The organism is Bradyrhizobium sp. S3.2.6, from assembly GCF_040546885.1.
In the GTDB taxonomy this organism is placed as follows: Bacteria; Pseudomonadota; Alphaproteobacteria; order Rhizobiales; family Xanthobacteraceae; genus Bradyrhizobium; species Bradyrhizobium cytisi.
Genome location: NZ_JBEPOS010000034.1, coordinates 39,739 through 64,783 on the forward strand (window position 1 = coordinate 39,739; position 25,045 = coordinate 64,783).

The window sequence follows — 25,045 nt, forward strand, 5'->3', positions numbered from 1 at the left end:
ATATCGCGTGGCCGCCCTTTTCACACAAGCTGCAAAGACAAGCAGGATGCAGGATGGCAGAGCCAAACTATATTGAACCACTGCTTGAGGTCCGTGAGGTCACTCGCCGCTTCGGCGCGCTGGTTGCTGTCGACAGAGTGTCGTTCTCGATTCGAAAGGGTGAGATTTTCGGCATCGCCGGTCCGAACGGCAGCGGCAAGAGCACGCTCTTCAACGTGATCACCGGCATTCCCTTTCCTCCGAGTGATGGTGAGGTGCTTCTCTCAGGCAAGCCGATCCATCGACTGAGGCCTCATCAGATCAGCCAAGCGGGCGTCCTTCGCACATTTCAGAAGGATGCCGAGTTCACCACGTTGAGCGCGCGCGAAAACGTGTATGCAAGCGCGGTCTATTGCGGGCAGATGACCCCGGCCGAAGCAAAGGATGCCGCCGAGCAGGCGCTCGATGATGTATCGCTGGGCTGTGAACGGCGGGCGAAAGCCGCTTCCGACCTCTCGGTCTTTGAGCGCAAGCAGCTCATGATTGCTTCTGCAATCGCTGGCCGACCCAAAGTGCTACTCCTAGACGAGCCGGCCGCAGGTCTCACTAAGCCCGAGGTATCCGGTCTTTCCGACCTTATACGTACCGTGCACGGACGCGGCATAACCATCGTCTTAATTGAACACGTGCTGCCGCTTCTCCTGAAAATGTCCGAGCACCTGATGGTCCTCAACCACGGCGCCATCATCGCTTCAGGCAAGCCGGATGAGGTGGTGCGCAACCCGGACGTCATCGAGGCCTATCTGGGCAAGCGGGAGGCCGCGCTTTGAGCAACAATATGAATGCACTCGAAATTATCGACCTGCGCGCCGGCTACGATGCTTCCGACGTGCTGCTCGGCATGAGCCTCCACGTCGGGCCCAACGAGCGCGTCGGGCTCTTTGGGCCCAACGGGCATGGCAAGACGACACTTCTGAACACGATCTCACGAGTGATCTGCCCGCGGGCAGGCAGTGTGCGCTTCATGGGCGATGCGATAGACAAGCTTGCGCCCCAGAAAATTGTGGCGCGCGGGTTGATTCACGTGCCGCAGGGAAATCGTCTCTTCCCCGACATGCAGATCATGGAGACACTCGAGCTTGCAGCCTTCACACCCCGCGCACGCGGGCAGCTAAAGGCAAATCTCGACTATGTGCTCAATCTCTTCCCTCGACTTGCCGAGCGCCGCCAGCAGCAGTGCAAGACCTTGTCGGGCGGCGAGCGGCAGATGCTGTCTATCGGCGTAGGGCTCATGTGCGCCCCGCGCATGCTGATGCTCGATGAACCGACGCTCGGGCTGTCTCCCAAGCTCAAGGACGAACTCGCGGAGGCAATCGCGGAGATATCTGCGCGCGGCATTCCGCTCTTACTCGTCGAGCAGGACATCGCCTTCATCCTGTCGCTGGTCGACCGTATGTATCTCGTCGACCACGGCGAAATCAGCCGAGAAATTAAGCGAGGCACAGAGGTCGACCATCAGGAGATCATGGACATGTATTTCGGGTCGGAGAGTGTGTGATCATGGCAGACATTCTTAGTGCCATCCTCATCAGCGGTATCGTGCTCGGCTCAGGCTATGCCTTGATGGCCAGTGGATTATCGTTGATCTGGTCGACCCTCGGTATCTTCAATTTCGCTCACGGCGTTCTGATGACACTCGGTGCCTATGTCGCCTGGACGATATCCGACGCGGCCGGACTCAATTTCGGATTGGCCGCTGGGATCGCGGTCTCGGCAGCTGCCATGGTGGGGACCGGGATTTTGATTGAACGGCTGGTCGTTCGGCCATTTTATGATCATCGCGATATTCTGCTTATTACGGTGATGACGACGCTTGCCGCGATGATGTTCCTGCAGAAGGGAATTCAATTGATCTGGGGCGCAAGGCTCAAGCAACTCGCTCCGATCATGCCGGGCAAGATCCGCCTTCTCCAGACGACGATCTCGGCGCAGGAGGCGCTCATTATAGTCGTGGCACCGTTGTTGCTCGCTGCACTTTGGTTTTTCCTCAGCCGTTCGCGGATTGGACGTGGCATACGAGCAGTTGGACAGAACCCGGATGGTGCCCGGCTCATCGGTATCGATGTCTCCCGTCTCTTCATCATTACCTTTGCACTCTCGGCAGTCCTCGCTGGCTTAACGGGAGTACTTATCGGTTCCGTCCGTCTGCTGACGCCGGAATTCGGTTCCGAACCGCTCGTCAAGGCCTTGATTATCGTGATCTTTGGTGGACTTGGCTCGCTGGGTGGAACGGTACTCGCCGCCTATCTCATGGGCCTGCTTGAGGCGGCTCTGGTCTTTGTCGTCGGAATTTACTGGGCGCCATCCATTATTTTTCTGCTGCTCATTGTCGTTTTGCTTGTCAGGCCGCAGGGCCTTCTCGGAAAGGTGGTGCGGTGATGGAGGCTCTCGGCAAAAGGAAGACCTGGATCATCGGCGCCCTGCTGCTCGCGGGGCTCCTCGTACCTGTTTTCGTCCAGGACGTCTATCTGAGGCATCTATTCATCATCTCGTTCGTTTACGCAATCATTGCCGCAAGCTGGGATCTCACGCTCGGCTATGCCGGCATTTTCAACTTTGCCCATATCGCCTTCTTCGGCGTCGGAGTTTATGCGACCGGGCTGACCGCTAAGCTTCTCGGCGTCGATCCGTGGATTGCGATGCTGCTAGGGGGGATGGCAGCTTCACTTTCCGCCATCATCGTCGCACTGCCGGTTGTTCGCCTTCAGGGCGTCTATGTGGTCCTCGTTACCTTTGCATTCAGCCAACTCGTGATGCAGCTCATTATCAGCCAATCGGACCTCACAGGTGGAACACAGGGCTTGGTTCGCGTGCCAACGATATGGCTGCCGCACTACAATTTTGTGCGCGACTACAAGTTCGGCTACTATTACGTCGGCTTCGCGCTGCTCGTGTCCACGATCGTCTCTCTGCGTTGGCTGGTACGTTCCGATTTCGGCCTTTCAATCAAGGCTCTTCGCGACAACGAAGATTACGCTGTGTCGCGAGGTATCCCAATCGCCCGGCAGCGCCTGAAGGCGCTTGTCGCAAGCGCCTTCTTCACCGGCGTCGCCGGAGGCTTTTACGTCATCTACCTGCGCGTGGCCTCGCCGGAGGTTTTTGACTTTTCGACCGTATCGCTAGTCCTAAGCATGGTGCTCGTCGGCGGCACGTCTAGCATCTATGGTCCACTATTTGCTGCGCTCTTCCTGACCTTCATTTCGGAAGGCCTCGCAAACATCAATAACTTCGCTGAAGGCCGCTTCATGCTGGTTGCGGTGGCCATGATCGTCGTCCTTGTGTTCTTCCCGAAAGGCCTTGCCTCGATACTGCCAATGGTGTTGGAGCGGCGACGTAGGAAAGATCAAAGCGATAGCAGGGATGGGAAGAAAGCGCTGGTGCTGCCGCAGGACCACCAAAAGAACGGGACTGCTATAACTCCAATTTCGTTGGATCGTTCGGCTTGAGCCCTGACCATCACCAGCGCTTGTTCTTCCCTTTGCTTCTCCGAAACCAAACGATCACGACGGGGAGCGACCCCAGAGGAGACGCTTATGTTGACCAAACTCTACAAAGAGAACGATGCGGTGGGATTGTCGGAACTCGTAAGGAAAGGAGATGTGGCGCCGCTCGAATTGGTCGAGCAAGCGATCCACGAGATTGAACGGCTCAACCCCAGGCTCAACGCGGTGACTGCCAGGTTCTATGATCAAGCCCGCAAAACCGCTGCCGGCCCTCTTCCCAACGGCCCCCTCGCGGGCGTTCCGTTTCTGCTCAAGGACCTCTCCGTCGAATGGAAGGGGTTTCCCGTCACGAATGGCTGCCGGTACTTCAAAGACTACGTGGCGACGAGCGACTGGGAAATCGCAAGGCGCGTGCGAAACGCGGGCTTGATTCCGTTAGGTAAGACGAATGTTCCTGAGAACGGCTGGTGCATTTCTACCGAGCCAAAACTTTTCGGTCCTACAATCAACCCGTGGAATGCGAACGTGAGCGCCGGCGGATCGAGCGGCGGCTCTGCGGTTGCAGTTGCAAGCGGAATGGTTCCGCTTGCCGAAGCGAGTGACGGCGGCGGATCGATCCGCGTACCGGCCTCCAACAATGGGCTAGTCGGTCTTAAGCCCTCCCGCGGCCGCGTAACGTTTGGGCCGGATGTCGTCGATTACTGGTATGGCGCGGTGGTCTTCCTCTGCGTCTCGCGCACAGTCCGCGACACCGCCGCCTACCTGGATGCCGTCGCGGGGGCGCATCCCGGCGATCCATACGCGCTGTCGGTTCCGGCAACGCTGTACCTCTCCACACTTTCTCAGGCACCGCGCCGCCTTCGCATCGGTCTAACTACGCGCTCTCCTGACGGATCTTCAATCCACCCGGACGTTAGGAAAGCAATCGAAACAGCAGCAAAAATTTGCGGTGATCTCGGCCATGGTATCGAAGAGCATGATTTGATTTACGACGTCGAAGCATTCAAGCAGATCTTCGCCCGCATCACCGGCGTCCAGACTGCGGCCTTCTTCAATGCTTGCGCCAAGCGCTTCGGCAGACCGGTAACGCCAAAGGACGTGGAGTCCGCAACCTGGGGAATTATTGAACTCGGCAAGGCGGTATCCGGGACTCAGCATTCCGACGATATCGAAGCCATGCGCAAGCTCTCGCGCAAGATCGTCGACGAGTTGACGCGTTTCGACCTCTATCTTGCGCCCGTCCTTCCAGTTCCGCCACGGCCGGCCGGTTGGTACGACATGTCCGAACCTGACATTCACGTGTACAACGAGAGGCTCATCAGCGATATCGTCTTCACCGCGCCCTTCAATTGCACCGGCCAGCCTGCGATTACGGTCCCCGTCCATTATAGCGCTGAGAACGTCCCCATAGCAGTGCAATTCGTCGGCCGGATCGGTGACGAGGCGACTCTTCTAAGACTCGCCGCCCAGATCGAGACCGCTTATCCGTGGAGGGACCGACATCCGCCCGATTTTGAAAACTAGCGGAGCCTTCCGTCCTGCGGGATCGTTGCCCATCGTCTGTTCGAGGGTATTGATGCGGTGATGCTGCTGCCCACGTTATTCTGGGACGATGCCATTTCACGAAGTTTTCAATGTGGCGGCGACTGGGCTATCAATTCGGAGAATCATATGAGCATCAAGGATCTCTACGTTAACAGCGACGCACTGGGTCTGGCCGCGCATGTCAAGAAGGGCGAGGTCTCCGCGCGTGAGCTCGTTGAGGTCGCGATCGAGTGCATCGAGGACATCAATCCTCAGCTGAATGCCGTCGTCTCCAAACGATACGACTATGCGCGCGAACTTGCCGACAGCGCGGTTTCTGATGCGCCCTTCGCGGGTGTCCCCTTTCTGCTGAAGGACCTGACACTCGAGTGGCAGGGCTTTCCTGTCACGAACGGCAGCGTTTATTTCAAGGATTATATTGCGAGCTCAAGCTGGGAGCTTGCAAAACGGATGAAGTTGGCGGGCCTGATTCCCCTAGGCAAGACCAATACCCCCGAGATGGGCCGCTCATCATCAACCGAGCCGCATCTCTATGGCGCCACCAAGAATCCGTGGCATCCGGATATCGTAGCCGGCGGATCGAGCGGAGGGTCCGGGGCGGCTGTGGCTTCGCAAATGGTCCCCATCGCGGACGCGAGCGATGGCGGCGGCTCGATCCGCATGCCGGCGTCGCTCAACGGCCTCGTCGGCCTGAAGCCGTCACGCGGACGGATCACCTTCGGGCCTGATGTGGTCGATCTTGTGTATGGCGGGGTGGTATACCTGTGCCTATCGCGGACCGTCCGCGATACCGCCGCCTATCTCGACGCCGTCGCCGGCGCCATGCCCGGCGATCCGTACGCGCTGCCGCTCCCCGAGCGCTCTTATCTTTCTTTGCTGTCGGACGGAAAACCGCCGCAGCTCAAGATCGGCTTCACGACGACAGAGCCCGACGGGCGACCATTGGGCGAGGAACAGCGTCGGGCGGTCGAAAGCGCGGTCAAAGCGTGTGATGCGCTGGGACACGAGTTGTCGGAGGTCGACTTCAGATATGATTTCGAGCACATGATGAGGCTGTCTGTCCGGATCCACGCGGCGAAGTCGGCCGCATACTTCAACAGCTCAGCCTCGAAGATCGGCCGTGAAGTAACGAAGGAGGACGTCGAGAATGTCACGTGGGAGGACATCCAGCTCGGCCGCTCGCTGAGCGCCATACAGCACTCTCAGGACATCGAAGCCATGCGCTTGTTCGCCCGAAATCTCGTGAGGCAATTCCATGCGTTCGACGTGGTGATCTCGCCGGTCCTCGCCGACTTGCCGCATCCCCGGAAATGGTTGGACATGTCGCTGGACCTTGAGAGCTTCGATAAGCGTCTGTCCGGCGACCTCAAATTTACCGCACCGCTCAATCAAACTGGGCAGCCAGCGATTTCGCTTCCACTTCATCAGACGGAAGATGGCAAGCCGATCGGCGTGCAGTTCGCCGCCCGGGTCGGCGACGAGGCGACGCTCATCTCGCTCGCAGGCCAGGTCGAACGGGTGCTGCCTTGGAAGGACAGGAAGCCGCATGTTATCGCCGGGCGACGTGACATCGAGCAGTGGTCGCGTCGGCGCCATTCGGAGCACGGAGAATCGAACCGAGAGCCCAGTGTAAATATTACTCTTGGGCTGTCGGATGCGGCGGCATCTAACGAAACAACATGAGCTTGAACAACGGAGCCAATTGCTGTCACCACCAGCCTTGGCAACCATCGTGCCTACTCGAGCGCTCGCATCCCATTCTGCCTGTCCTTCGTAGCAGTTCCGCCTTGACGGGAATGTCTAGGTCTTTGGAGACCGCACAGGCCAGACTGAGCCCATTCTACGCTTCTGACATATTGGCAGACTTTTCGGAGCCATTCGGAAGGCGGTGCACCATTGCGGTTTTACTCGAGTGCTATAGTCACCAGCCAGTGAAGGCGCTCACCAGTGAAGGATCGGTTTTGCCCTCTTCGACGTCTGCGAGAGCGATATCGAACATCTCCACGCCGCGGTCCGCCTCATCGAGGCTTAACGTCAAGGGTGGGGTAAACTCAAGCACGTTCGAGCTAACGCCAACATAGAACAACACCAATCCGTGTTCGAAGGCGCGATAAGCCGTCATCGCGGTCTCTCTCTTGGCTGGCTTCCTTGTCGCACGGTCGCTGACCAACTCGACTCCGATCGCCAGGCCCTTGCCGCGCACGTCGCCAATCAGCCGATGCGTCTGCTTCAGGTTCTGGAGACGGGAAAGCAGATGCGAGCCCACTTTTGCAGCGTTCTCCGCCAGCCGATCGGTTTCGATTGCCTCGAGCACAGCTAACGCCGCTGCGGCGCAGACTGGATTTCCATGCAAAGTCTGAAAGGCGAAGGCTGGCGCAAAATTCATGATAGCTTCCGGCCCGGCGACCGCTGAGATAGGCAAGCCGCCACCAAGACCCTTCCCGAACACCACGATGTCGGGCTCGATGCTATGATGTGAAAAGGCATGTAATTGCCCGGTTCTGCCAAGTCCGACTTTCACTTCGTCGCTGACGAGCAGGATTCCGTACTTGCGGCATCGCCGCTCGATTTCTTTAAAGAAGCCGTCTGGAGGAACCAACATTCCGCCGTCGGATTGGATTGGCTCGATGAAAAAGGCCGCGACCTCTTGCGGAGGCACAGGGCCCGCAAGAAGGCGATCGAGTTCAGCAAGGGCCTTTTCCGCCGCTTGTTCGCCTTCGGCATAGCTGTTCGGATAAGGCACAAGCGTCAGGCCGGGTGCCTTCGGTATGACTTGCGACGGGTGGCCAGAGACTGCGGCGGAGCCGGTCGTGCCGCCATGATAGGCCCCCGAGAAGGAGATGATGCGAGGCCGACCTGTCGCGGCGACAACAGTGCGAGCGACTGTCTCGTTGGCGTCCGAACCGGAGTGGCCGAACCAGATCCTACCCGCAGCCCGCGGAGGCACGAGTGAGAGGAGCTTTTCCGCCAGTTGCACTGTCGCTGCATTGGCACTGGAAAGATAGCTTGCTCCAGCCTGGTTGGAGAGCGCGCGGTCAACCGCCGCCCGTATGCGAGGATCGGAATGACCCAGGCTTGCAGCGCCCCAGGAGGCCGCGAAATCTAGAAGCTCCCTGCCATCATCTGCTTTCAGCCTCGCGCCCGTCCCGCCTGTAAGGGCCAATGGATAGAAGCGGAGATGAGCGAGCGTCGAGATTGATTGTGCTTCACGCTTGTACAAGGAAGTCATATCTCGTTCCTCGCTTCGAAACCGGTCGCGGACAAAGCCTGCAGGGCCAACCTCGCGACGGGCCAAACGTATGCAGAATTTTTTGCATCAAAGTCAACAAAAAATCTATATTTGATATCATATTTTCAGGCAGCGCTTCGTCGGCAGCCGAGGGTAGCGCCGGCCAATTCGCAAAACCGGCGCTTCGCCAACACGAAGAGTTGCTCTGGTTGGCGCCCAGTTTCGACATGTAGGTCACGCGGTCGCTCACAACGCGCACAACTCAGATTCTCTGACAGTCGAATACCATCCGGTACGTCAGGTAATCTACAAGTTGCCCTTATGTCGGGCTTTTTTGAAAGCTCTCTAAGAAAAGCCGATACGCCTGCGGGCTCGCGCTCGTGAGGTACCGAGCAAACCCGATCCCGCTCGCGAAAGCGGGAGAGCAAGCGAGAGCAGCGAGATCGCTGGATATCAGCCGATTGTCTCCAGTAGTTTGTAAGAAGCAGTCAGCGGGTGATTTCCACGACGAATTTCTGCGGCAAAGCCGGAAAGTTAGCGGGATATCTGCGCATCCCGACAAAACCCGGTCACCTTCCTTCTTCATGACAGGATAACTCTTTGCCAGAAGCGTAGCCGCCTCGGTCCGCCAGAGAGGCTATTCACGAAACCTTCTGCGGCGCCTCTCCGGTTCTCGATAAAATACGGCGTCAATAGAGGCCCACTTATGTACGACCAGCCGCCCGTAAGGTGGACGAACATGTGCGCATCGCACTCGCGAATGACTCGCGCTCGCTCTTCGGACGTGGGCGGTCACTGCTGGGACCTGCTCGCCGGCATCTCGGATGAAAGCCCTTATGATGCGCAAAGAACCTTTGGCCTGGTCGCCTCCTTCGATGTCGAACAGGAAGTGGTGGCGAGAACCAATGAGATCGAACCCGGGCTCGTCGCTTCGTGACTGGCAACCACTCGCGGCAGCATCGCACTTTGCGAGCCTTCGCGTGAATAACGGGCGATTTGGAGGACAGAAATGAAGAACGGAACGACGATGGCCGCGAACTGGCGCGCTTTGGCCGGAACGACATTTGCCTGCGAGAAGACTTCAGTGACCGCCAGCAAGGGCGTGGTCGTGACAAACCATCCGCTCGCTTCCGCGGCTGCTGTCGAGATGCTGGCGATGGGCGGCAACGCCATCGACGCCACGATAGCGGCGCTCTTCGCTCTGAATGTCGTCGAGCCGATGATGGTAGGTCTGTTCGGCGGCGGCACGGCATTGATCAGGCTAGCCAGCGGGCAGATCGTCGTGCTTGATGCACTTTCCACGGCCCCTGCGGCGGCGCGGCCGGACAGCTACAAACCCGTATCGGACATGTGGCCGGGCTACATGGATGCCGAGGGCCGCGCCAATGCCATTGGCGCGAGCTCGGTCGCCGTTCCCGGCGCGCTTCTTGGATGGTGCGAAGCGCTGGAGCGTTTTGGCAAGCTAGACTTGGACACCGTGCTGCAGCCCGCGATCCGTCATGCGGAGCGGGGCTTCGCGGCGACCGAATATCTCTGCATGAGCACCAAGATAGTTGCCTCCGACTTGGCGAAGGATCCAGCGATCTCGGCGATCTTCCTGCCCGGCGGCGTGCCGCTGAAAATGGGCGACCGCGTTCGCCAACCTGAACTGGCGGAAACGCTGCGCATAATTGCGCGCCACGGCGCAAGTGCGTTGCATGGCGGAGAGCTCGGCCGACACTGCGTCCAATATTTGGGAGGCGAGGGATCCTTTCTGTCCGCAGCAGACCTGGAGAGATACAAAACGATCGAACGGAAACCGGTTCGTGGCGACTACCGCGGCCTGGAGATCATCGGACCGCCGCCGCCTTGTTCAGGCGGCGTGCATGTCGTGCAGATGCTCAATCTGATTGAGGCGTTCGATGTTGCGGGAATGGGGTTCGGTACGAAAGAAGGCGTCCACCTGCTGGCCGAGGTGATAAAGATCGCGGCGTCCGACCGCCGTTCGAGTACAGCCGACCCCGATTTTTTCGACGTTCCGATGGAGCGACTGACCTCGAAGGCCTATGCGAAAGAGCGGCGCGCCGAAATCAGCATGGAAAGCGCCGGCACCTATAACGCTATGGCTGTCGGTAACGACTCCGCGAACACGACCCATGTCACGATCTCGGACGCGGATGGCAATATCGTATCGTCGACACAGACGATAAACAGTCTGTTCGGCGCGCGGCTGATTATTCCGGGCACTGGCATCATCCCGAACAATTACATGTATCTTTTCGATCCGCACCCGGGGCTGCCCCTTTCGCTGCAGCCGGGAAAGCGCATCACCAGCACGCAGTCCCCGTTAATCGTTCTGAAGGACGGCAAGCCGCGCTACGCACTCGGCCTGCCAGGCGGCCCCAGGCTCTACCCTTCAGCTTTTCAAGCGGTGGTCAATCTCATCGACCATGGGATGACACTGCAGGAGGCCGTTGAAGCACCGCGCATCTGGACACAAGGGCAGGACCTCGAGGTCGAACGCGCTTTCGGCGAGGGCGTGCTCGCACACCTGCGGGCGAAGGGCCATCCCGTGACACAAATCGCTCATGTCGCCGGCGGCATGTGCGCTATCGAGTTCAACGAGGATGGTTCGGCGACTGGTGCCGCCTGTTGGCGCGCTGACGGCACGCCGCTGGGTGTTGGGGGCGGGTATGCCCGCTCGGGAACCGCCTTCTGGGCGGACTACGAACGCGGCAAGCCCACGAAAGATGACCAAAGCTCAGATCAATAATGTCAATACAGGACGACAAGGAGACCTTTAGGTGCTGTCCGAAACACGAGAGGAATTCTTTGCATGACCGGGTTTAAGAACTTCGGTGACTACGACGCGCTCGGGCTCGCAGCACTCGTGCGCAAGGGCGAGGTTTCGCCGGCAGAATTGCTGGACGAAGCGATCGCGCGGCTCGATGCCGTCGACCCGAAGCTCAACGCCGTGCCCATCCGCCACGAGGATTTCGCTCGCCGGCAGATAAAGGTGGGCCTGCCTAACGGGCCATTCTGGGGCGTTCCCTTCCTGCTCAAGGATCAGGCGCTGCTCGCAGGAACGCGAACCAGCTTTGGCTCGCGTGTGTATCAGAGCTACGTCGCCAATCATTCGAGCACCCTGGTCGAGCGCCATCTCAACGCCGGTTTTACGATCTTCGGCAAAACGGCGACGCCGGAATACAGCTTGGACTATACCACCGAGCCCGTCGCCTATGGCCCAACGTGTAATCCCTGGAACATCGACCATTCTGCTGGCGGTTCCTCGGGTGGGGCAGCCGCGGTCGTCGCGGCACGTGTCCTTCCACTCGCCCATGCGACCGACGGCGGCGGCTCGATCCGCATTCCAGCCGCCTGCTGCGGCGTATTTGGCCTCAAGCCTACGCGCGCGCGAACTCCGCAGGGACCGGACAGGCTGGAGGGCTGGGGCGGTATGTCATGCGCGCACGCCATCAGCCTCAGCGTGCGGGACAATGCGGCCTTGCTTGATGCGACGCAGGGCCCCGAGCTGGGCAGTCCGTACGGCCTGCATCCACCGGAACGTCCGTACCTCGATGAGGTCGGCCGCGATCCCGGCCGCCTGCGCATAGCCTTTGTCGACCGCCATCTTGACGGTTCGGCGATCGACGGAGAGATTGCGGCGGCTACGCGGGCGACCGTGTCTCTCCTTGAGGGACTGGGCCACTCTGTCGAAGAAAAGGCCCCGCCGCGGCTCAGCGCTGATCGGTCCGACGTGTCGCGCGCAATTGTCTACCCCGAAATCGCCGCGTCCTTGAATAAGCTCAGCGCCGAGCTCGGCCGTTCTTTGAAGCCCGACGATTTCGAAGGCGGGACCCTCGCGGAGATGGAGATCGGCAATCGGATGACTGCGGTGGACTATATTGTCGCCATGCAGGCACTGCGCCAGATCGGCCGAGACCTGGCGCTGTTTTTCGCCGACTTCGACGTCTTGTTGACGCCGACACTCTGCCTGCCGCCGCTGCCGCTCGGCCAATTGGAGATGAAAGGCCGCGATCTTGACGCCTACTACCGTCTCGCCGGCCGTTATGCGCCGTGGACCGGGATGTTCAACATGTCCGGCCAGCCCTCAATGTCTGTGCCCCTCGCCTGGAGCAAGGACGGCCTGCCGCTCGGCATGTTGTTCTCCGCCCACTTTGGCGATGAGGCGACCCTGTTTCGGTTGGCAGCGCAGTTGGAGCAAGCGCAGCCGTGGCGGCACAAGAGGCCGCCGGTCGCTGCCGGGTGAGAGGATCGTCGGCCGCGGTCGCGACTACATCGACTTGAAGGTCGCCGCCGTAAAACGCGGTGCCCTCTTTATCTCCTGCGGGAGGAGTCTTTCGCCCGGGCTTACGCCGCTGACCGTGGCGCCGGAAAGATCACGGCCCCTCGTTGTCCAAGCCGATCGATTTCATCGGTCGAAAAGCCGCCTTCGCGCAGAATATCCTGCCCGTGCTCGCCGAGCGTCGGCGCAGGACCGCCCGGTTGGGATCGGGTGATACTCCAGGTGGAAGGTACCTGCATCTGCCGAATGCGTCCTTTGACGGGATGCTCAACGGTCTTAAAAAAGCCGACGGCATCGAGGTGAGGGTCATCGAGAATCGTTTCCAGCGTATGCATCGGCATGACCGGAATGTCGACACTTTCCAAGAGATCGCGTCATTCTGCCGTGGTACGGGAAAGAAAGATGCGGCGAACTTCTTCGTAGATTTCATCGATGTGCTTGTGGCGCGCAGCGTGGTTCGCAAAGCGGGGCTGCAAAAGAAACGCCGGGCACCCGATACTTTCGAAGAAGCTTCGCCATTGCTTGTCGTTGTAGATCAACGCGCAGATGTCGCCGTCGCTAGTCTTGTAGGCGCGCCGATGCTTGGAAAGCAGGCGCGCATACCCGCCATAATCAAGCGGCGGCGCGTAGGTGAGGCCGCCGAGATGATCGGTCAGCACGAAATCGGCCATCGATTCGAACATCGGCACATCGATGCGCTGGCCGACACCGGTGCGGATCTGATGCATTAAGCCGCCGAGGATGGCGTTGAGCGCCATCAGTCCGACCACGCGATCAGCGATAGTGATCGGTACGTACCGCGGCGTACCGTCGCCAGCGGTGGCCATGAGGGTAGGCATTGCCGACGCGCCCTGGATCAGATCATCGTAGGCGGGCTTCGCGGCAAAGGGCCGGACTGCCCGTAGCCGAAGACGCCAAGATACAAGATTTTCGGATTGATCGCAGCAAGTGTCTCATACTCTAGGCCGAGCCGCGCCATCGCCTGGGGACGCACATTGCAAACGATCGCATTCGCCTGTCGCGCGAGCCTCAGCAGCGCGTCGCGCCCTTCCGGCTTCTTAAGATTGATGACGATGCTTCGCTTACCACGATTGGTATTGAGGAACATGCCGCCCATGCCTGGACTGCGGCCCGGCCCAATCTGCCGGACGATGTCGCCTTCAGGGCTTTCCACCTTGATGACGTTCGCCCCCATATCCGCGAGGATTTGCGTGGCGTAGGGCCCCATCAGAACGGTGGTCAGGTCGAGGATTGTAATGCCGCCAAGTGGGCCCATGAGTCGCTTCCCAAAGCCTGTCAACGTCCTGAGGCCAACAGTCGACCAAACCCATCGATCGGATCGCGAAAGCCGGCAAGGCGAAGCGCATCCCAAGCCATGGCCTGGCTACTTGTGACCACCGGGATGCCGATCTCCCTTTCGAGACTGTCAATGTGCGGCACGATGGGCATTGCTGTGCAAGATATCAGGAGCGCATCCGGCAAGTTATGACGAGTGAGCTCCTTCGCTGCTGCAAAAATAGATTCGCGACGCAACGAATTGTTTTCCGTCCCGCTCGATGTGGCGAAACTACCGTCGGCGGTAATTTCGAATCCATTCTCACGAAAGAAGGGAATCAATGGCCGGTGCAGGACGAGCTCATACGGCGAAAGCAGCGCAATTTTCTTTGCTTTGAGCTGCCGCAACGCTGCTACGGCTGCGTGGGCAGGAGAAGTGTACTTGATGCCGGTTCTTGCTTCCTTAAGCTGCGACAGTACGATTTCTGCACCCATGGCCACCGTCCAAGAGGTGCAACTGAAAGCAAGCACATCAAGGCGTCCGGCGGGCGGAAGAGTGTCGGCAACATCCCGGAAAGAGGTCGGCATCGAGAATCCGCCACCGCTGTACTCGTAGGCGATCCTCGTCTGGAAGACGGACACCTTATCCTTGGGCATCATGGACACGAAGGCGTCGCCTCCCATCTCATCCGTGGAGAGCAGGATGAGACCGATGCGAGCAACCACCTTTGCTGGATTTGTATGCCGTTCGAAAATTTTCGTGGAAATTTGTTCGTGCATAGTTTCCTCTCAAGAAGCACGACGACTCGACTAATGCCACCGAATGCCGACGCCGGCTCAGAGACCATCCGAACTGGTGAAAACCAGCCGCTGGCGTTTCCGTGCAGACCGTTTCGCCCCCTCGTGTGGTCAGGTTGACAGATTTGCGTGTTCGTAATCGGTTTTGTACCGGACTGACGAACGTGTCCGGGCGCTCGGGAAGCTGATGTAATTTGCCTTCGCGGAACGCGATATTAACGTGCCTTCAGGGGCGAATTTCCCCATAACGGCGGCTTTATGCCCGAAATGCTGCGTTTTGGTCGGGAAATACGAATGTTCCAAGGGAGCTTCGAGTCCCTGGGCCCTATCTGAGTTCTTGAAGATCGAGCCTGTCCAACGCAGCGCTGCGGAACGCCGATATCCCTTTATCGATCAGACGTTCAGCCTCTTCCAGCATTGAAAAGGCCGTGGTGGATCATCCAAGCTCTCAAAACGTCAATCTCGCGCGTTAACTGGTGCGGCCAAATAGCGTGGAGACCGGGAGCACCAGGTCCGGGAGATCCATGGCCAATCAGACGAACTGCTCAAGTGCGATGCATCGACCGAGAGGCTCGAAGCTTGATCTCGTCGTATTCTCGCCATCAAGCACAGGAATTCAGCGATAGGAGATCGTACTTTGATGAAATTCGGCCTTGAGGAGACCGCAGTATATTTTAGCTACACCCATCTCATCGGTCGCTGTGCCGACTTGCCAACGCAACAAAAGTCAATTGCGAGAAGTGTGTCCCGCTTCCAAAATCAACCAACGGAAAACCAAATGGAACTCACCCGCGAAACAATCTGGTCTGCGATCCGCATCGAGCCAAAAAAGACTGCCGTCTTGGTGGTCGATCTGCAGAACGCCGAAGTTTCCGAGGAAGTGCAGCTCAAATATCCGGACTACGTCGATCGCATCAAGCGTCTCGTAGTGCCCAACGTACGGCGGCTCCTCGATGCCGCTCGTAGCAACGGTGTGGAGGTAATCTATACGACCATCGAAAGCCTAACCCAAGATGGGCGTGATCGTTCGGTTCTGCACAAGTTGGTGAACCTTCACGTGCCCAAGGGATCGTGGGGCGCGAAGGTGCTCACAGAGATCGCGCCGGTGGGCGACGAAATCGTTCTACCAAAGACCGGCTCGGGTGTGTTCAACACGACCGTTCTTGAATATGTGCTTCGAAATATCGGGATTGAGGCCGTCATCGTGGTTGGCGTTCTCACTGACCAATGCATCGATATGGCTTTGCGAGATGGCGCTGACCGTGGCTTCTTGATGATTTGCGCAAGTGATGCATGCACGTCGTATACGGAAAGCCGACACGAAAATGCGCTCCGTGCGCAGTATCGGCCCGTAAAGATCGCAACAACAACAGATCTCGTGCTGGAGTTGACGGGTAAGGCGACCAGCACCAACCCCTAAAGCAGGGCGAGTTTAGCTTTAATTGATTCGGGATTGAACGAAGCCTGACGAAGATTTCATCTGGTAGCAACGCGCCGATCCCGTCAGCGCTGAACACTGCCGCCCTTAGTCGTTGAGCTCCCCGAAGCGCGCGCAGAACTGCCTACGCGTCCTTCGACCAATCCGGCTCAGCAATCTGGATATCAAGCAACGCCGAGCTGACCGACTTGCCGTGCGCGTCCAGCGCGAGTGAGCGCGTCACACCCCCGCCGAGCGCATTGCCGAGGACGAAATTTAGCGCGGCGAGCTTCGGCAATTCGTAACGTGTCACGCGGCCATGCACCACGTTACCGAGCCACGCCTTCACGCGTTCCGACGTCAGTTCGGCGCACAAATGGGCATAGTGTTTCGGGTCGTGACAGATGACCGACACGTTCAGCGTGTTGCCCTTGTCGCCGGTTCGCGAATGGGCGATCTCGCGAAGCTTCATATCAGGTCTCCACGAAGGTGAATGTGGGTTGGACGAGTTCTCGTGGCAGCAGCACGGACTGCACAGCGAGCACATCGCGCGCGGATTTCGTCACGCCGCCGCCGCCGGCCGGACCATTAGTGTAAAGCGTCTCGACCTCGTTGCCGATACGCTGCGCCTCGAGAATCGTATCTGTCCGTCCTGCCACTCTCACGCGCACTTCCGCTGGTTCGCCAGCCGATAATGTGTCGCCGTACAGCGAATCGACGCCTATCACGTCGAAGCGCAATTCGCTCGTCTTCACGCCGGTCAGCGCGAGCCTTTCCCGCACGATTTGCAGCGCGAGCTGCGCGCGCGCCACTGCGCCGGGCCCGCCGTACGAGATCTGGCCTTCGCCGATGAAGCCGTCGACATAGCCGACCGAGACCTTCAGAGTCGGGGGTGGCGCGCTGCCGCGTCCGCCCGTCACGCGCACCCGGTCCGGCGCGATTTCCGTCACTTCCACTCCGGTGAAATCCGCGACCACGTCCGGCTGCAGATATCGCACTGGGTCGTGGATCTCATAAAGCAGCTGTTCCTTGCAGGTTGCCGTACTGACGCGGCCGCCCGCGTGCGCGACTTTGGTGACCGTCACCGCGCCGTCTGCCGTCACTTCGCCGATCGGAAAGCCCAGACGCGCGAGATCCGGCACGTCCTTGAAGCCAGGATCAGCGAAATAGCCGCCCGTCACCTGCCCCGCGCACTCCAGCAGATGACCGATGACCGTAGCCTGACCTAGCGTCATCCAGTCGTCCATCCGCCAGCCGAAGGCGTGGATCAGCGGCGCCGTGAAAAGCGACGGATCCGCGACGCGTCCGGTCAACACGATATCCGCGCCCGCATCGAGCGCGCCGACGATTGGCGTAGCGCCGAGATAGGCGTTCGCCGACACGATGCGATCGCGATACGCGGCGACTCCGTCACCGGTTTCCTCGAATCGCCAGGGCCCGCTCAGCACCGCATCGAGCACGTCGTCGCCCGTCACGGCGGCGATCTTCAACGCCCGCAGGCCGAGTTCACGCGTAATTTGCGCCGTCCTCTTCGCAGCGGCAACAGGATTTGCAGCTCCCATGTTCGACACAATGCGCACGCCATTCTTCACCGCCACTGGCAGGACCGCGCGCATCCGCCCTTCGAGCAGCGGATCATAGCCCTGCTGCGGATCTTTACGCCGCGCCTGCTGCGCGATCGCGATGGTGCGCTCTGCAAGGCATTCGAAGATCAGGAAGTCGAGCTGGCCATGCTCCGCCAGTTCCACCGCCGGCTCAACGCGGTCGCCCGAATAACCGGCACCCGCGCCGAGGCGGATCATGCGCGGGATTCCGCCTGAAGTCGTGGTCTCACCGTCTATCATCTTGCCCGTACATCGAGAGGAGCCCCACGCGACTCATTGCAATCAACACGCCACATATCAGGATTGCGTTTAACTGCCGGAGTGCCGCCGTCGACTGCCTAAAAGTCAATACACAAGAATTCATTCGTCTTACCCCCAACCGCTATCCCCGCCTTTGTCTGGGATCGCAACGCTTCTGCCACTCGCCGGATGATTGCGCCATAGCGTCACTCCCGGCGTTTGATTCGGTCAGCTGACCGGAAGATTCTTATGAAACATTACTGCGTTCTCAAATGCCTCGTTTTACAAAGATAAAGTCTCACAGTCAGAAATTCTGCGCCGGCGCAGAAAGTGCGAGGATTTCCTGCGATCAAGCGCCGACCTCTGGAATTGCAGCTTACGCAACAGAGAGGCAGTACAGGCAAGTGGAGTGGAGCCGGTCGGACTTCGCCAAATCGGCTTTCGCAACCAGGCCAGTATGCTCGCACCTCCCAGTTTCGATGAAAAGATGCGTAGATTTTCGCAAAAAGCAAAAAAGGTGCGGACCGGAGCCGAGATTGGCCATGGCGTCATGCATGCGTGCGGCCACCATATGCATGGCTAGATTGTGACTGGCGACGCGCTCGCCTTCCGCCGGCTGCGCGACAATTTTGCGGGCAAGGTGCGCGTGTTCTTCCAGAAGGCCAAGGAGGCCGAGTATCTCAGTGGGCGCGCGGTGGAGCAGGAAATACTGCTGGACGGCTTCGATCGGGCTATCGGCTTTCAGTCAGTCCTCAGATTCCCGCCGGCACGTCGACGCGCGGGAGGGCGCGAATATCAAGTCCGCCGACCAGTTCAAGCTCGCCATCACCGGCAAGATACGCATGGAGGCGCGGCATCAGGGCGTCGTTCCCTGCGGTTGAAGCGACATTCGGTCTCGGCCCTTTTGTGGTGTGTCATCCGGGGCGCTTCATCCGTTTCGATCGAACGTTCAGACCACGCGCGTGCAGCGCGGGCGGCGGTGTGCAGTCGCAGAGAGAAGGACACTGGAGTATGCAGATGAGCGGCGAGCGCCGGGAAGCACCGCGCTCAAAGTCGAAATGAAGCTGAGGTAGACGCGCAGCCGAGTCCAAGCCAAGCTCAGCGGACCAGAAAGATGACGATCCTGCGCTTTTCGGATTATCGGGCGGATTCCTGTCGCTTCTGTTTGGTCGCACGATGATAGTGTTTGGCACCGCAGCTTCCCTCATGTCTGCCCTGAAAACAATTGTCCCTTGGTTTCCGAGAGAGCGCGTGGCGCTCGTCAACGGCTATATGATCATGCTGGGTGCACTGAGCGCGGTGAGGGCAACCGCACCAGCCGAGGCATTGCTTAACTGGACACGTCGTGATCCCGAGCGTTGAACTGGTCATCCTGGAAACCGATCAGGATGTGGAGTGGTGAACTCGGCCTTGCGCTGCCTGGCTTCCTGCCTCGTCGGTCTACAGGTGCGTCAAGAACGTCCCGGCGACTGATTGCCTGAGAAGCTCCAAATAGCTGGTCGGATATGCGACATGCGTAGCGAGGTCGACAGGAATAATACGAAAAATGCGCAATATCTATGAGCGCGGGCTGGCACGCGACTTGCTATTTTTCTCGGAACAGCCAGGTGAAATGAGTTTGAGCAATGACCAGTCTGACTGAGAGCGCAAGTCAAGTCGGTGCGGCGAATCTGCTGAGCGTCGGTTCGCGGGCGCCCTCGATCGAAGTTGAGGACTGGCTACGTGGCCAGCCGGTTACAAAGTTCGAGCCTGGGAAAGTATACATCGTCGAATTTTGGGCGACGTGGTCCGGATCATGTATCGCCTCGATGGCGAATTTTGTGATTCTGCAAGACAAATACAGGAACAATGCAGTTGAGGCGGTGGGCATCGCGGCTCACGAACAAGCTTTGACGGCAGATGAAGCGCGAGCCAGCCTGTACTTTTGGTTGACGAAGAGTGTGCCGAATCTGAACTACGCGATCGCATTCTACTACGCGGGCGAAATGAACAAGCTTTGGATGGATCCCAGCTTTTCTGTCGGGCTCCCCACGTCATTCGTGGTCGACCGTGACGGCCGCTTGGCCTTTATCGGTTATCCGACGCGACTCGATAACGTGTTGCCCAAAGTTCTGAACGCCAGCGCTCGCTTCTGCGATAGTTCGCGCTTTCTGCGCCGGTCCGTGTTCATCCTCTCCGCATCGAGGGCTTTGGCTTCGTCGCTCACTGCCCAGGAGCCGCCGATCGTTGCCAGACTTGAACCCGCCATGAAGAATAAGGATTGGGCGGCAGCCCTTTCAGCGGTTGAGGAGGCACTCGCTTCGATGCCGGACGAGGTCACCTTCCGTGGGCTTCATGCGGAATTGTTGCTTCGCAACATTTGTGACATGGGGGCCGGCCAGCCGGTATTGCGCCAATTGGTTCGCGACGCGATCGACAAGAAATCGGTGGTTTGGATGAGCGTCGCCATCCGCCAGCTGTTCGACCCCGCGAAAGACTACTCCGGTTTCCCAGATGCCGAGCGCTTTGCCCTGGGCAAGGTCCTCTCCGAACACATCCTGGCGGCGAATCCGCCCCAAGACAGCGAGGGCGCGAAGTTCCTGTCGTATGGGGCAGTCGCTCAGTACTATTACGAGACCGGTAGAAGGGATCGCGCGATCGAATTGGTCGAGGTGGCGCTGAAGTGGCTGGATACACCGCCTACCTCGGATGTAGCAAAACGGGATGTCGCGCAGTGCCCTCTGCAAGCTTTCGCGAGCTACAGGAGTGAGAAGCTCTGTTGCGAGGAGTGTCGTTCCAGCCCCGCAAAACACGGCGCCCGAAGAACCGGAACCCAGATCGCCAAGGGAGGCAGCGTGAACAATGCTGGTTTTCCATCATCTCGGCCGTGGTTTTAGGATCGAAGTCGATGCCTATTGGGAATCTCGGGGCATTCACATGAATTGAGGACAGAAGGAGCGAGCCGGTGAACGCAGGCGAGGCCGCACGACCACAAGCTCTTTATGGCGAATGTATTCTCACGGGTCGTCGCGCTCCGGCGCGATAGCGGCGAGAGTGCCTGCCGAAGTGGAGAGTGGTCGCGAAGGTTGGCATCCTACAAGATGCTGGATGGCATCTTCGAACAACATAAAACGATATAAATGGGTGGTGACGCTGATGCTTTACAACTCTCAAGGAAGCTTTCTCAAGATTCCATCGCTTCTGTCAGAAGGGATTCAGAACCTCGTTTCGCGTCGACCACCAGCCGATTCGGGAGAGGCGCCAATGGAGCGGTCAGATTCCGCTGCGCCTCGCCCCGAAGGAACACTGAGCGAAGCTATACCTTCATTGACACCCCTCTTTGGTACCACGGCGCCGGGTCGAGCATGATGAACATTCACCGCCGGTGCCGTTCTGTCAAAGCCGCCGCTCTGTTCCAGCCATCTGGCCCCTGGTACAGAGTCCTTTACATCCAGGTGCTCATCGCCATCTTGATTGGCATCCTCGTTGGCTGGTTGTGGCCTGCTGTGGGGACGAGCAGCTGGGTCAAAGCGCTTGGTGACGGTTTCATCAAGCTGATCAAGATGGTGATCGCACCGATCATTTTCTGCACTGTTGTGTCCGGAATTGCGCATGTTCAGGATGCACGAAAGGTCGGCCGAGTCGGCATCAAGGCGCTGCTTTATTTCGAGATCGTATCAACCTTCGCGCTCGTCGTGGGGCTCGTGATGGGCAATCTCGTTCAGGCCGGTCATGGGCTCGCTCCCAGGGCTGATGCCGCGGCGGTAGCCAACTATGTCAAGACGGCGGAAGGGCAGAAGGCGGTCGATTTCCTCCTCAATATCATTCCTGATAGCGTGGTTGGCGCCCTGGCGCGAGGCGACGTGCTACAGGTGCTGCTGTTTGCCATCCTATTCGGATTCTCGCTGATGGCGCTTGGCGAGCGTGGTGAGCGGATGCGCGGTTTGGTTGACGATGCTGCACAAGCGGTGTTTGGTGTCATTAGGATCGTAATGAAGGCAGCGCCAATCGGGGCGTTCGGCGCCATGGCCTACACTATCGGCGAATTCGGACCGTCCGCGCTTGGTAAACTCATCGGACTGGTTGCCCTGTTCTATGTGACAGCCGGGCTCTTCGTGATCATTGTGCTTGGCCTAATCGCGCGCTTGGTGGGCTTTTCTATTCTAAAGTTCATCGTCTACATCAAGGATGAGCTGCTGATCGTGCTCGGAACATCGTCGTCCGAAAGCGCGCTGCCGCAGTTGATGGAAAAGCTGGAACGGCTGGGCTGTTCCAAGCCAGTCGTTGGCCTAGTGGTGCCGACAGGATACTCTTTCAATTTGGATGGGACGAACATTTACATGACGTTGGCAACCTTGTTCATCGCGCAGGCGCTCGGAGTCGATCTCGACTTCGGCCAGCAGCTCACGATATTGGTTGTGGCAATGCTCACCTCGAAAGGCGCAAGCGGTGTTACCGGTGCTGGCTTCGTCACCCTGGCCGCAACGTTGACTGTGGTCAGTCCTGAGCTTGTCCCGGGTATTGCGATCGTATTCTCGATCGACAAGTTCATGAGCGAGGTGCGCGCGCTTACGAACATTATCGGGAACGGTATTGCCGCGGTATTTGTGTCCTGGTGGGAAGGCGAACTCGACCATGTCTCGCTACACGCGCAGCTCAAGTAGATGTGCGAAATCAGATTGGCCCCTCCGGTAGCCAACACCGTCGCTCACGAATGCCGCCCCCAGCAAAGTCGTACAGTTCAATCCTGTCTGGCAGCACCATCCGTCCCGTTGAAATTGTTGGAACCCCTTGCAATCCAAGCCCGAAATCCTGTTTTTGTGCCACAAAACGCGTCCACAAAAGCAAGAAAGTCATGGCTGGCAAAGTGCGGTATCTGATCCAACGGGCTGGCGGTACCATGCGAGGGTGGTCGTCCCTGAACGGCTCCGCTCAATCCTCAAGAAGGTAGAACTGAGCGCCTCTCTCGGCGCTGACAGACGGGAAGCTCTTTCGAAAGTTTCCGAGCGTAGTTGCACGCTTCCACGCGCATATCGCCGAGGCAGAGCGAGGACTGGGCTCGAGAGCGAAAACCGCTGAAGAGCCGCGAGGCTCTTTTGACTGGGTGAAGGCCGCCCGCTCCCTCTATGAAAGATCGGTCGCGTTCGACAGCGAACTGAGGGATGCGACGTCGCTTTATGCCCGACATTGCGGATTCCGGGGATTGCGGCCAGGGATTCCGATTGAACGCGACCATGCATTCCGATCGAAGGCGGCCACCTGTTCCGACGAAGGCGGCCGGGGTGTCGTTGCCGGCATGAGGAGTTGGGTCAGGTTTTCTTGGCTGCGTCAAGATTGGCGCGCTGCGCAGTGATCTTTCGCATGCTGTCTCCGTTGAGTGTGAGGCGATGAGCATTGTGGACGAGCCGATCCAGGACGGCATCGGCGATGGTCGGGTCGGCGATGACCTCATGCCAATTTTCGATCGGCACCTGGCTGGTGATGATGGTCGATCCGCGCTGGTGTCGATCGTCGACGACTTCGAGGAGGTCGCGACGCTGCTCGCCGGTAAGCGGGGCGAGGCCCCAATCATCGAGGATGAGCAAATCGACCCTCGATAGCGTCTTGAGGAGCCGCGCATAGCGTCCGTCGCCGCGGGCGAGCGCAAGAGCTTCGAACAACCTTGGCAGGCGATGATATAAGACGGATCGATTATCGCGGCATGCCTTGTGGCCGAGCGCGCAGGCGATCCAGCTCTTGCCGACGCCGGTTGGCCCGGTGATGAGCAAGTTTTGCTTGCGGCCGATCCAATCGCCGTCGACGAGCTTGGCAAAGAAAGCGCGATCGATGCCGCGCGGAGCGCGCAGATCGACATCTTCGACGATTGCGGTCTGCCGGAGCGAGGCGAACTTCAGGCGCACGGTGAGCCTTTTGTTTTCCCGCTCGGTTGCTTCGCGATCAATCATCAGGCCGAGCCGCTGCTCGAAGGTCAGCGCGGTGACATCGGGTTGGCGTTGCTGATCATCGAAGGCCTTGGCCATGCCGGCGAGCCCGAGAGCGGCAAGACGTTCGTGGGTGTGGTTGCTGAGCATAAGGTCTCCTTCTTGCTGGTCAGTGGTAGTAGCCGCGGCCCCGGATGTTGCCGTGCTGAATGGGATCGGCGTCGGGGGTAGTGTCAGGAAGGAAGGCCTTGTCGAGGCCGGTCTTGAGGATCGAGGCGATCGACCGATAGCTCGCTGCGCCGATGCTGATGCCACGGCGGCATGCGGCCTCGAGACGCTGCGCCCCATAGGTCCTCTCCATCCGCAGGATACCGAGACAGGAGCGGAAGCCCTGCTCAGGATGGGGCTTTGTCCGCATGATCGCCTCGCACAGCGCGACCGTGGATGGACCGATCTTCTCGGCGGCGGCCAGCAGACGCGCCGGCGTCCAGAAGGCGTATCGGCGATGCGCGCTCGGCATGTGCTCTGGGATCGTCGTGTGCCGGCGCTTCAAGCCCGAGCGTGCGTGGCTGGCGATGCGGGTGCCGCGATGGAATACCTCGATGGTAGCCTCGGTGGCCCGCACCTCGACGACCTGGCGGATCAAGCGGGATGGCACCGAGTAGAAGTGCCCCTGAACTTCGACGTGGTAATCCGGCGCCACGCGCGCGCGGCGCCATTCGGCGTACTGATAGGGCTCGGGCGGCAGCGGCATCAGGGCCGGACGATCGATGGTGTCGAAGAACTCACGGCGGCTGGCACCGAGCTTGCGCATCGGGCGGGCATTGAGGTCGTCGACCAGGATGCGGATCGCGACGTTCAACTCGGCGAGCGAGAAGAAACGCCGATTGCGCAGCCGCGCCAAAATCCATCGCTGAACGATGAGAACCGCCGCCTCGACCTTGGCCTTGTCGCGCGGCTTGCGCGGCCGCGCCGGCATGATGGTGGTGCCGTAATGGGCCGCGAGATCCTGGTAGGTCCGGTTGACCCCCGGCTCGTAGCGGCTCGCCGTCGTGACCCCGGCCTTCAGATTGTCGCAGACGAGCGCCTTCGGCACTCCGCCCAGGAAGGCCAGCGCATCCACATGGGCGCCGATCCAGTCGGGCAACGCCTCGCTGAACCGAGCTTGGACGAATGTGTAATTCGACGCTCCCATGACCGCGACGAAGATCTTGGCGGCGCGGACCTCCCCGGTGAGCCCGTCGAACACCGGCACGGTATCGCCGGCGAA

17 protein-coding genes and 2 pseudogenes are annotated in these 25,045 nt (G+C 59.3%); 12 read left to right on the forward strand and 7 right to left on the reverse strand.

All coding sequences use genetic code 11. The annotated features are described in order from the left end of the window. Positions 1 to 53: 53 nt before the first annotated feature. The 6 genes from ABID58_RS34850 (at position 54) to ABID58_RS34875 (ending at position 6,710) form a co-directional block, all read left to right on the forward strand. Complete coding sequence (locus ABID58_RS34850) at positions 54 to 809, forward strand: ABC transporter ATP-binding protein (RefSeq protein ID WP_085399936.1); 756 nt, start codon at positions 54 to 56, stop codon at positions 807 to 809. Further along, positions 806 to 1,537, forward strand: a complete 732-nt coding sequence (locus ABID58_RS34855) for an ABC transporter ATP-binding protein (RefSeq protein WP_245344012.1) — start codon at positions 806 to 808, stop codon at positions 1,535 to 1,537. The genes ABID58_RS34850 and ABID58_RS34855 overlap by 4 nt, the downstream gene beginning before the upstream one ends. Positions 1,538 to 1,539: 2 nt before the next feature. Next, positions 1,540 to 2,418 (forward strand): branched-chain amino acid ABC transporter permease, encoded by an 879-nt coding sequence (locus ABID58_RS34860; RefSeq protein WP_085399940.1) that lies wholly within the window; start codon positions 1,540 to 1,542, stop codon positions 2,416 to 2,418. After that, a complete protein-coding gene (locus tag ABID58_RS34865) occupies positions 2,418 to 3,485 on the forward strand; it encodes a branched-chain amino acid ABC transporter permease (protein ID WP_085399962.1) in 1,068 nt (355 codons plus the stop codon). Before ABID58_RS34860 ends, ABID58_RS34865 begins: the two co-directional genes overlap by 1 nt. A gap of 87 nt (positions 3,486 to 3,572) precedes the next feature. After that, a complete protein-coding gene (locus ABID58_RS34870; protein ID WP_085399941.1) occupies positions 3,573 to 5,006 on the forward strand; it encodes an amidase in 1,434 nt (477 codons plus the stop codon). A 147-nt stretch (positions 5,007 to 5,153) separates the two neighbouring features. Beyond that, positions 5,154 to 6,710 (forward strand): amidase, encoded by a 1,557-nt coding sequence (locus ABID58_RS34875; RefSeq protein ID WP_354037413.1) that lies wholly within the window; start codon positions 5,154 to 5,156, stop codon positions 6,708 to 6,710. 238 nt (positions 6,711 to 6,948) lie between these two features. Here ABID58_RS34875 and ABID58_RS34880 read toward each other — a convergent pair whose 3' ends face one another. Continuing rightward, positions 6,949 to 8,256: an aspartate aminotransferase family protein gene (locus ABID58_RS34880; protein WP_085399944.1), complete on the reverse strand. Its 1,308-nt coding sequence runs from the start codon at positions 8,254 to 8,256 to the stop codon at positions 6,949 to 6,951. Between the two features lie 1,027 nt (positions 8,257 to 9,283). On the opposite strand from ABID58_RS34880, the gene ggt reads away from it, so the two are divergent. Both ggt and ABID58_RS34890 read left to right on the forward strand, forming a co-directional pair. Next, positions 9,284 to 11,008 carry a gamma-glutamyltransferase gene (ggt, locus tag ABID58_RS34885; RefSeq protein ID WP_085399963.1) on the forward strand — a complete coding sequence of 575 codons (1,725 nt, stop codon included), beginning with the start codon at positions 9,284 to 9,286 and terminating at the stop codon, positions 11,006 to 11,008. Between the two features lie 63 nt (positions 11,009 to 11,071). After that, positions 11,072 to 12,505: an amidase gene (locus ABID58_RS34890; protein WP_085399946.1), complete on the forward strand. Its 1,434-nt coding sequence runs from the start codon at positions 11,072 to 11,074 to the stop codon at positions 12,503 to 12,505. A 101-nt stretch (positions 12,506 to 12,606) separates the two neighbouring features. On the opposite strand, the pseudogene ABID58_RS34895 reads toward ABID58_RS34890, so the two are convergent. Both ABID58_RS34895 and ABID58_RS34900 read right to left on the reverse strand, forming a co-directional pair. Further along, positions 12,607 to 13,817: pseudogene (locus tag ABID58_RS34895) on the reverse strand (CaiB/BaiF CoA transferase family protein). Between the two features lie 20 nt (positions 13,818 to 13,837). After that, complete coding sequence (locus ABID58_RS34900; RefSeq protein ID WP_085399948.1) at positions 13,838 to 14,596, reverse strand: maleate cis-trans isomerase family protein; 759 nt, start codon at positions 14,594 to 14,596, stop codon at positions 13,838 to 13,840. 658 nt (positions 14,597 to 15,254) lie between these two features. Between ABID58_RS34900 and ABID58_RS34905 the strand changes: the two genes are divergently transcribed. Then, complete coding sequence (locus ABID58_RS34905; protein WP_354037414.1) at positions 15,255 to 16,034, forward strand: cysteine hydrolase family protein; 780 nt, start codon at positions 15,255 to 15,257, stop codon at positions 16,032 to 16,034. A gap of 142 nt (positions 16,035 to 16,176) precedes the next feature. Here ABID58_RS34905 and ABID58_RS34910 read toward each other — a convergent pair whose 3' ends face one another. Both ABID58_RS34910 and ABID58_RS34915 read right to left on the reverse strand, forming a co-directional pair. Beyond that, entirely contained in the window at positions 16,177 to 16,503 is a 327-nt protein-coding gene (locus ABID58_RS34910) for an AtuA-related protein (RefSeq protein WP_354037415.1), read from the reverse strand. 1 nt (position 16,504) lies between these two features. Then, a complete protein-coding gene (locus ABID58_RS34915; protein WP_354037416.1) occupies positions 16,505 to 17,833 on the reverse strand; it encodes an acyclic terpene utilization AtuA family protein in 1,329 nt (442 codons plus the stop codon). Positions 17,834 to 19,000: 1,167 nt separating this feature from the next. Here ABID58_RS34915 and ABID58_RS34920 point away from each other — a divergent pair. From ABID58_RS34920 to dctA, 3 genes and pseudogenes are all read left to right on the forward strand, one after another. Next, positions 19,001 to 19,213, forward strand: a pseudogene (locus tag ABID58_RS34920) (MFS transporter); the annotation flags it as partial. 287 nt (positions 19,214 to 19,500) lie between these two features. Then, entirely contained in the window at positions 19,501 to 20,751 is a 1,251-nt protein-coding gene (locus ABID58_RS34925) for a TlpA family protein disulfide reductase (RefSeq protein WP_354037417.1), read from the forward strand. Positions 20,752 to 21,222: 471 nt separating this feature from the next. Beyond that, on the forward strand, positions 21,223 to 22,518 hold the full coding sequence (gene dctA / locus ABID58_RS34930; protein WP_354037423.1) for a C4-dicarboxylate transporter DctA: 1,296 nt from the start codon (positions 21,223 to 21,225) through the stop codon (positions 22,516 to 22,518). Between the two features lie 645 nt (positions 22,519 to 23,163). On the opposite strand, the gene istB is transcribed toward dctA, so the two are convergent. After that, positions 23,164 to 23,925 (reverse strand): IS21-like element helper ATPase IstB, encoded by a 762-nt coding sequence (gene istB / locus ABID58_RS34935; protein WP_354037419.1) that lies wholly within the window; start codon positions 23,923 to 23,925, stop codon positions 23,164 to 23,166. 19 nt (positions 23,926 to 23,944) lie between these two features. After that, positions 23,945 to 25,045: IS21 family transposase (gene istA, locus ABID58_RS34940; protein ID WP_354037420.1), on the reverse strand; the 1,101-nt coding region annotated here is incomplete at its 5' end.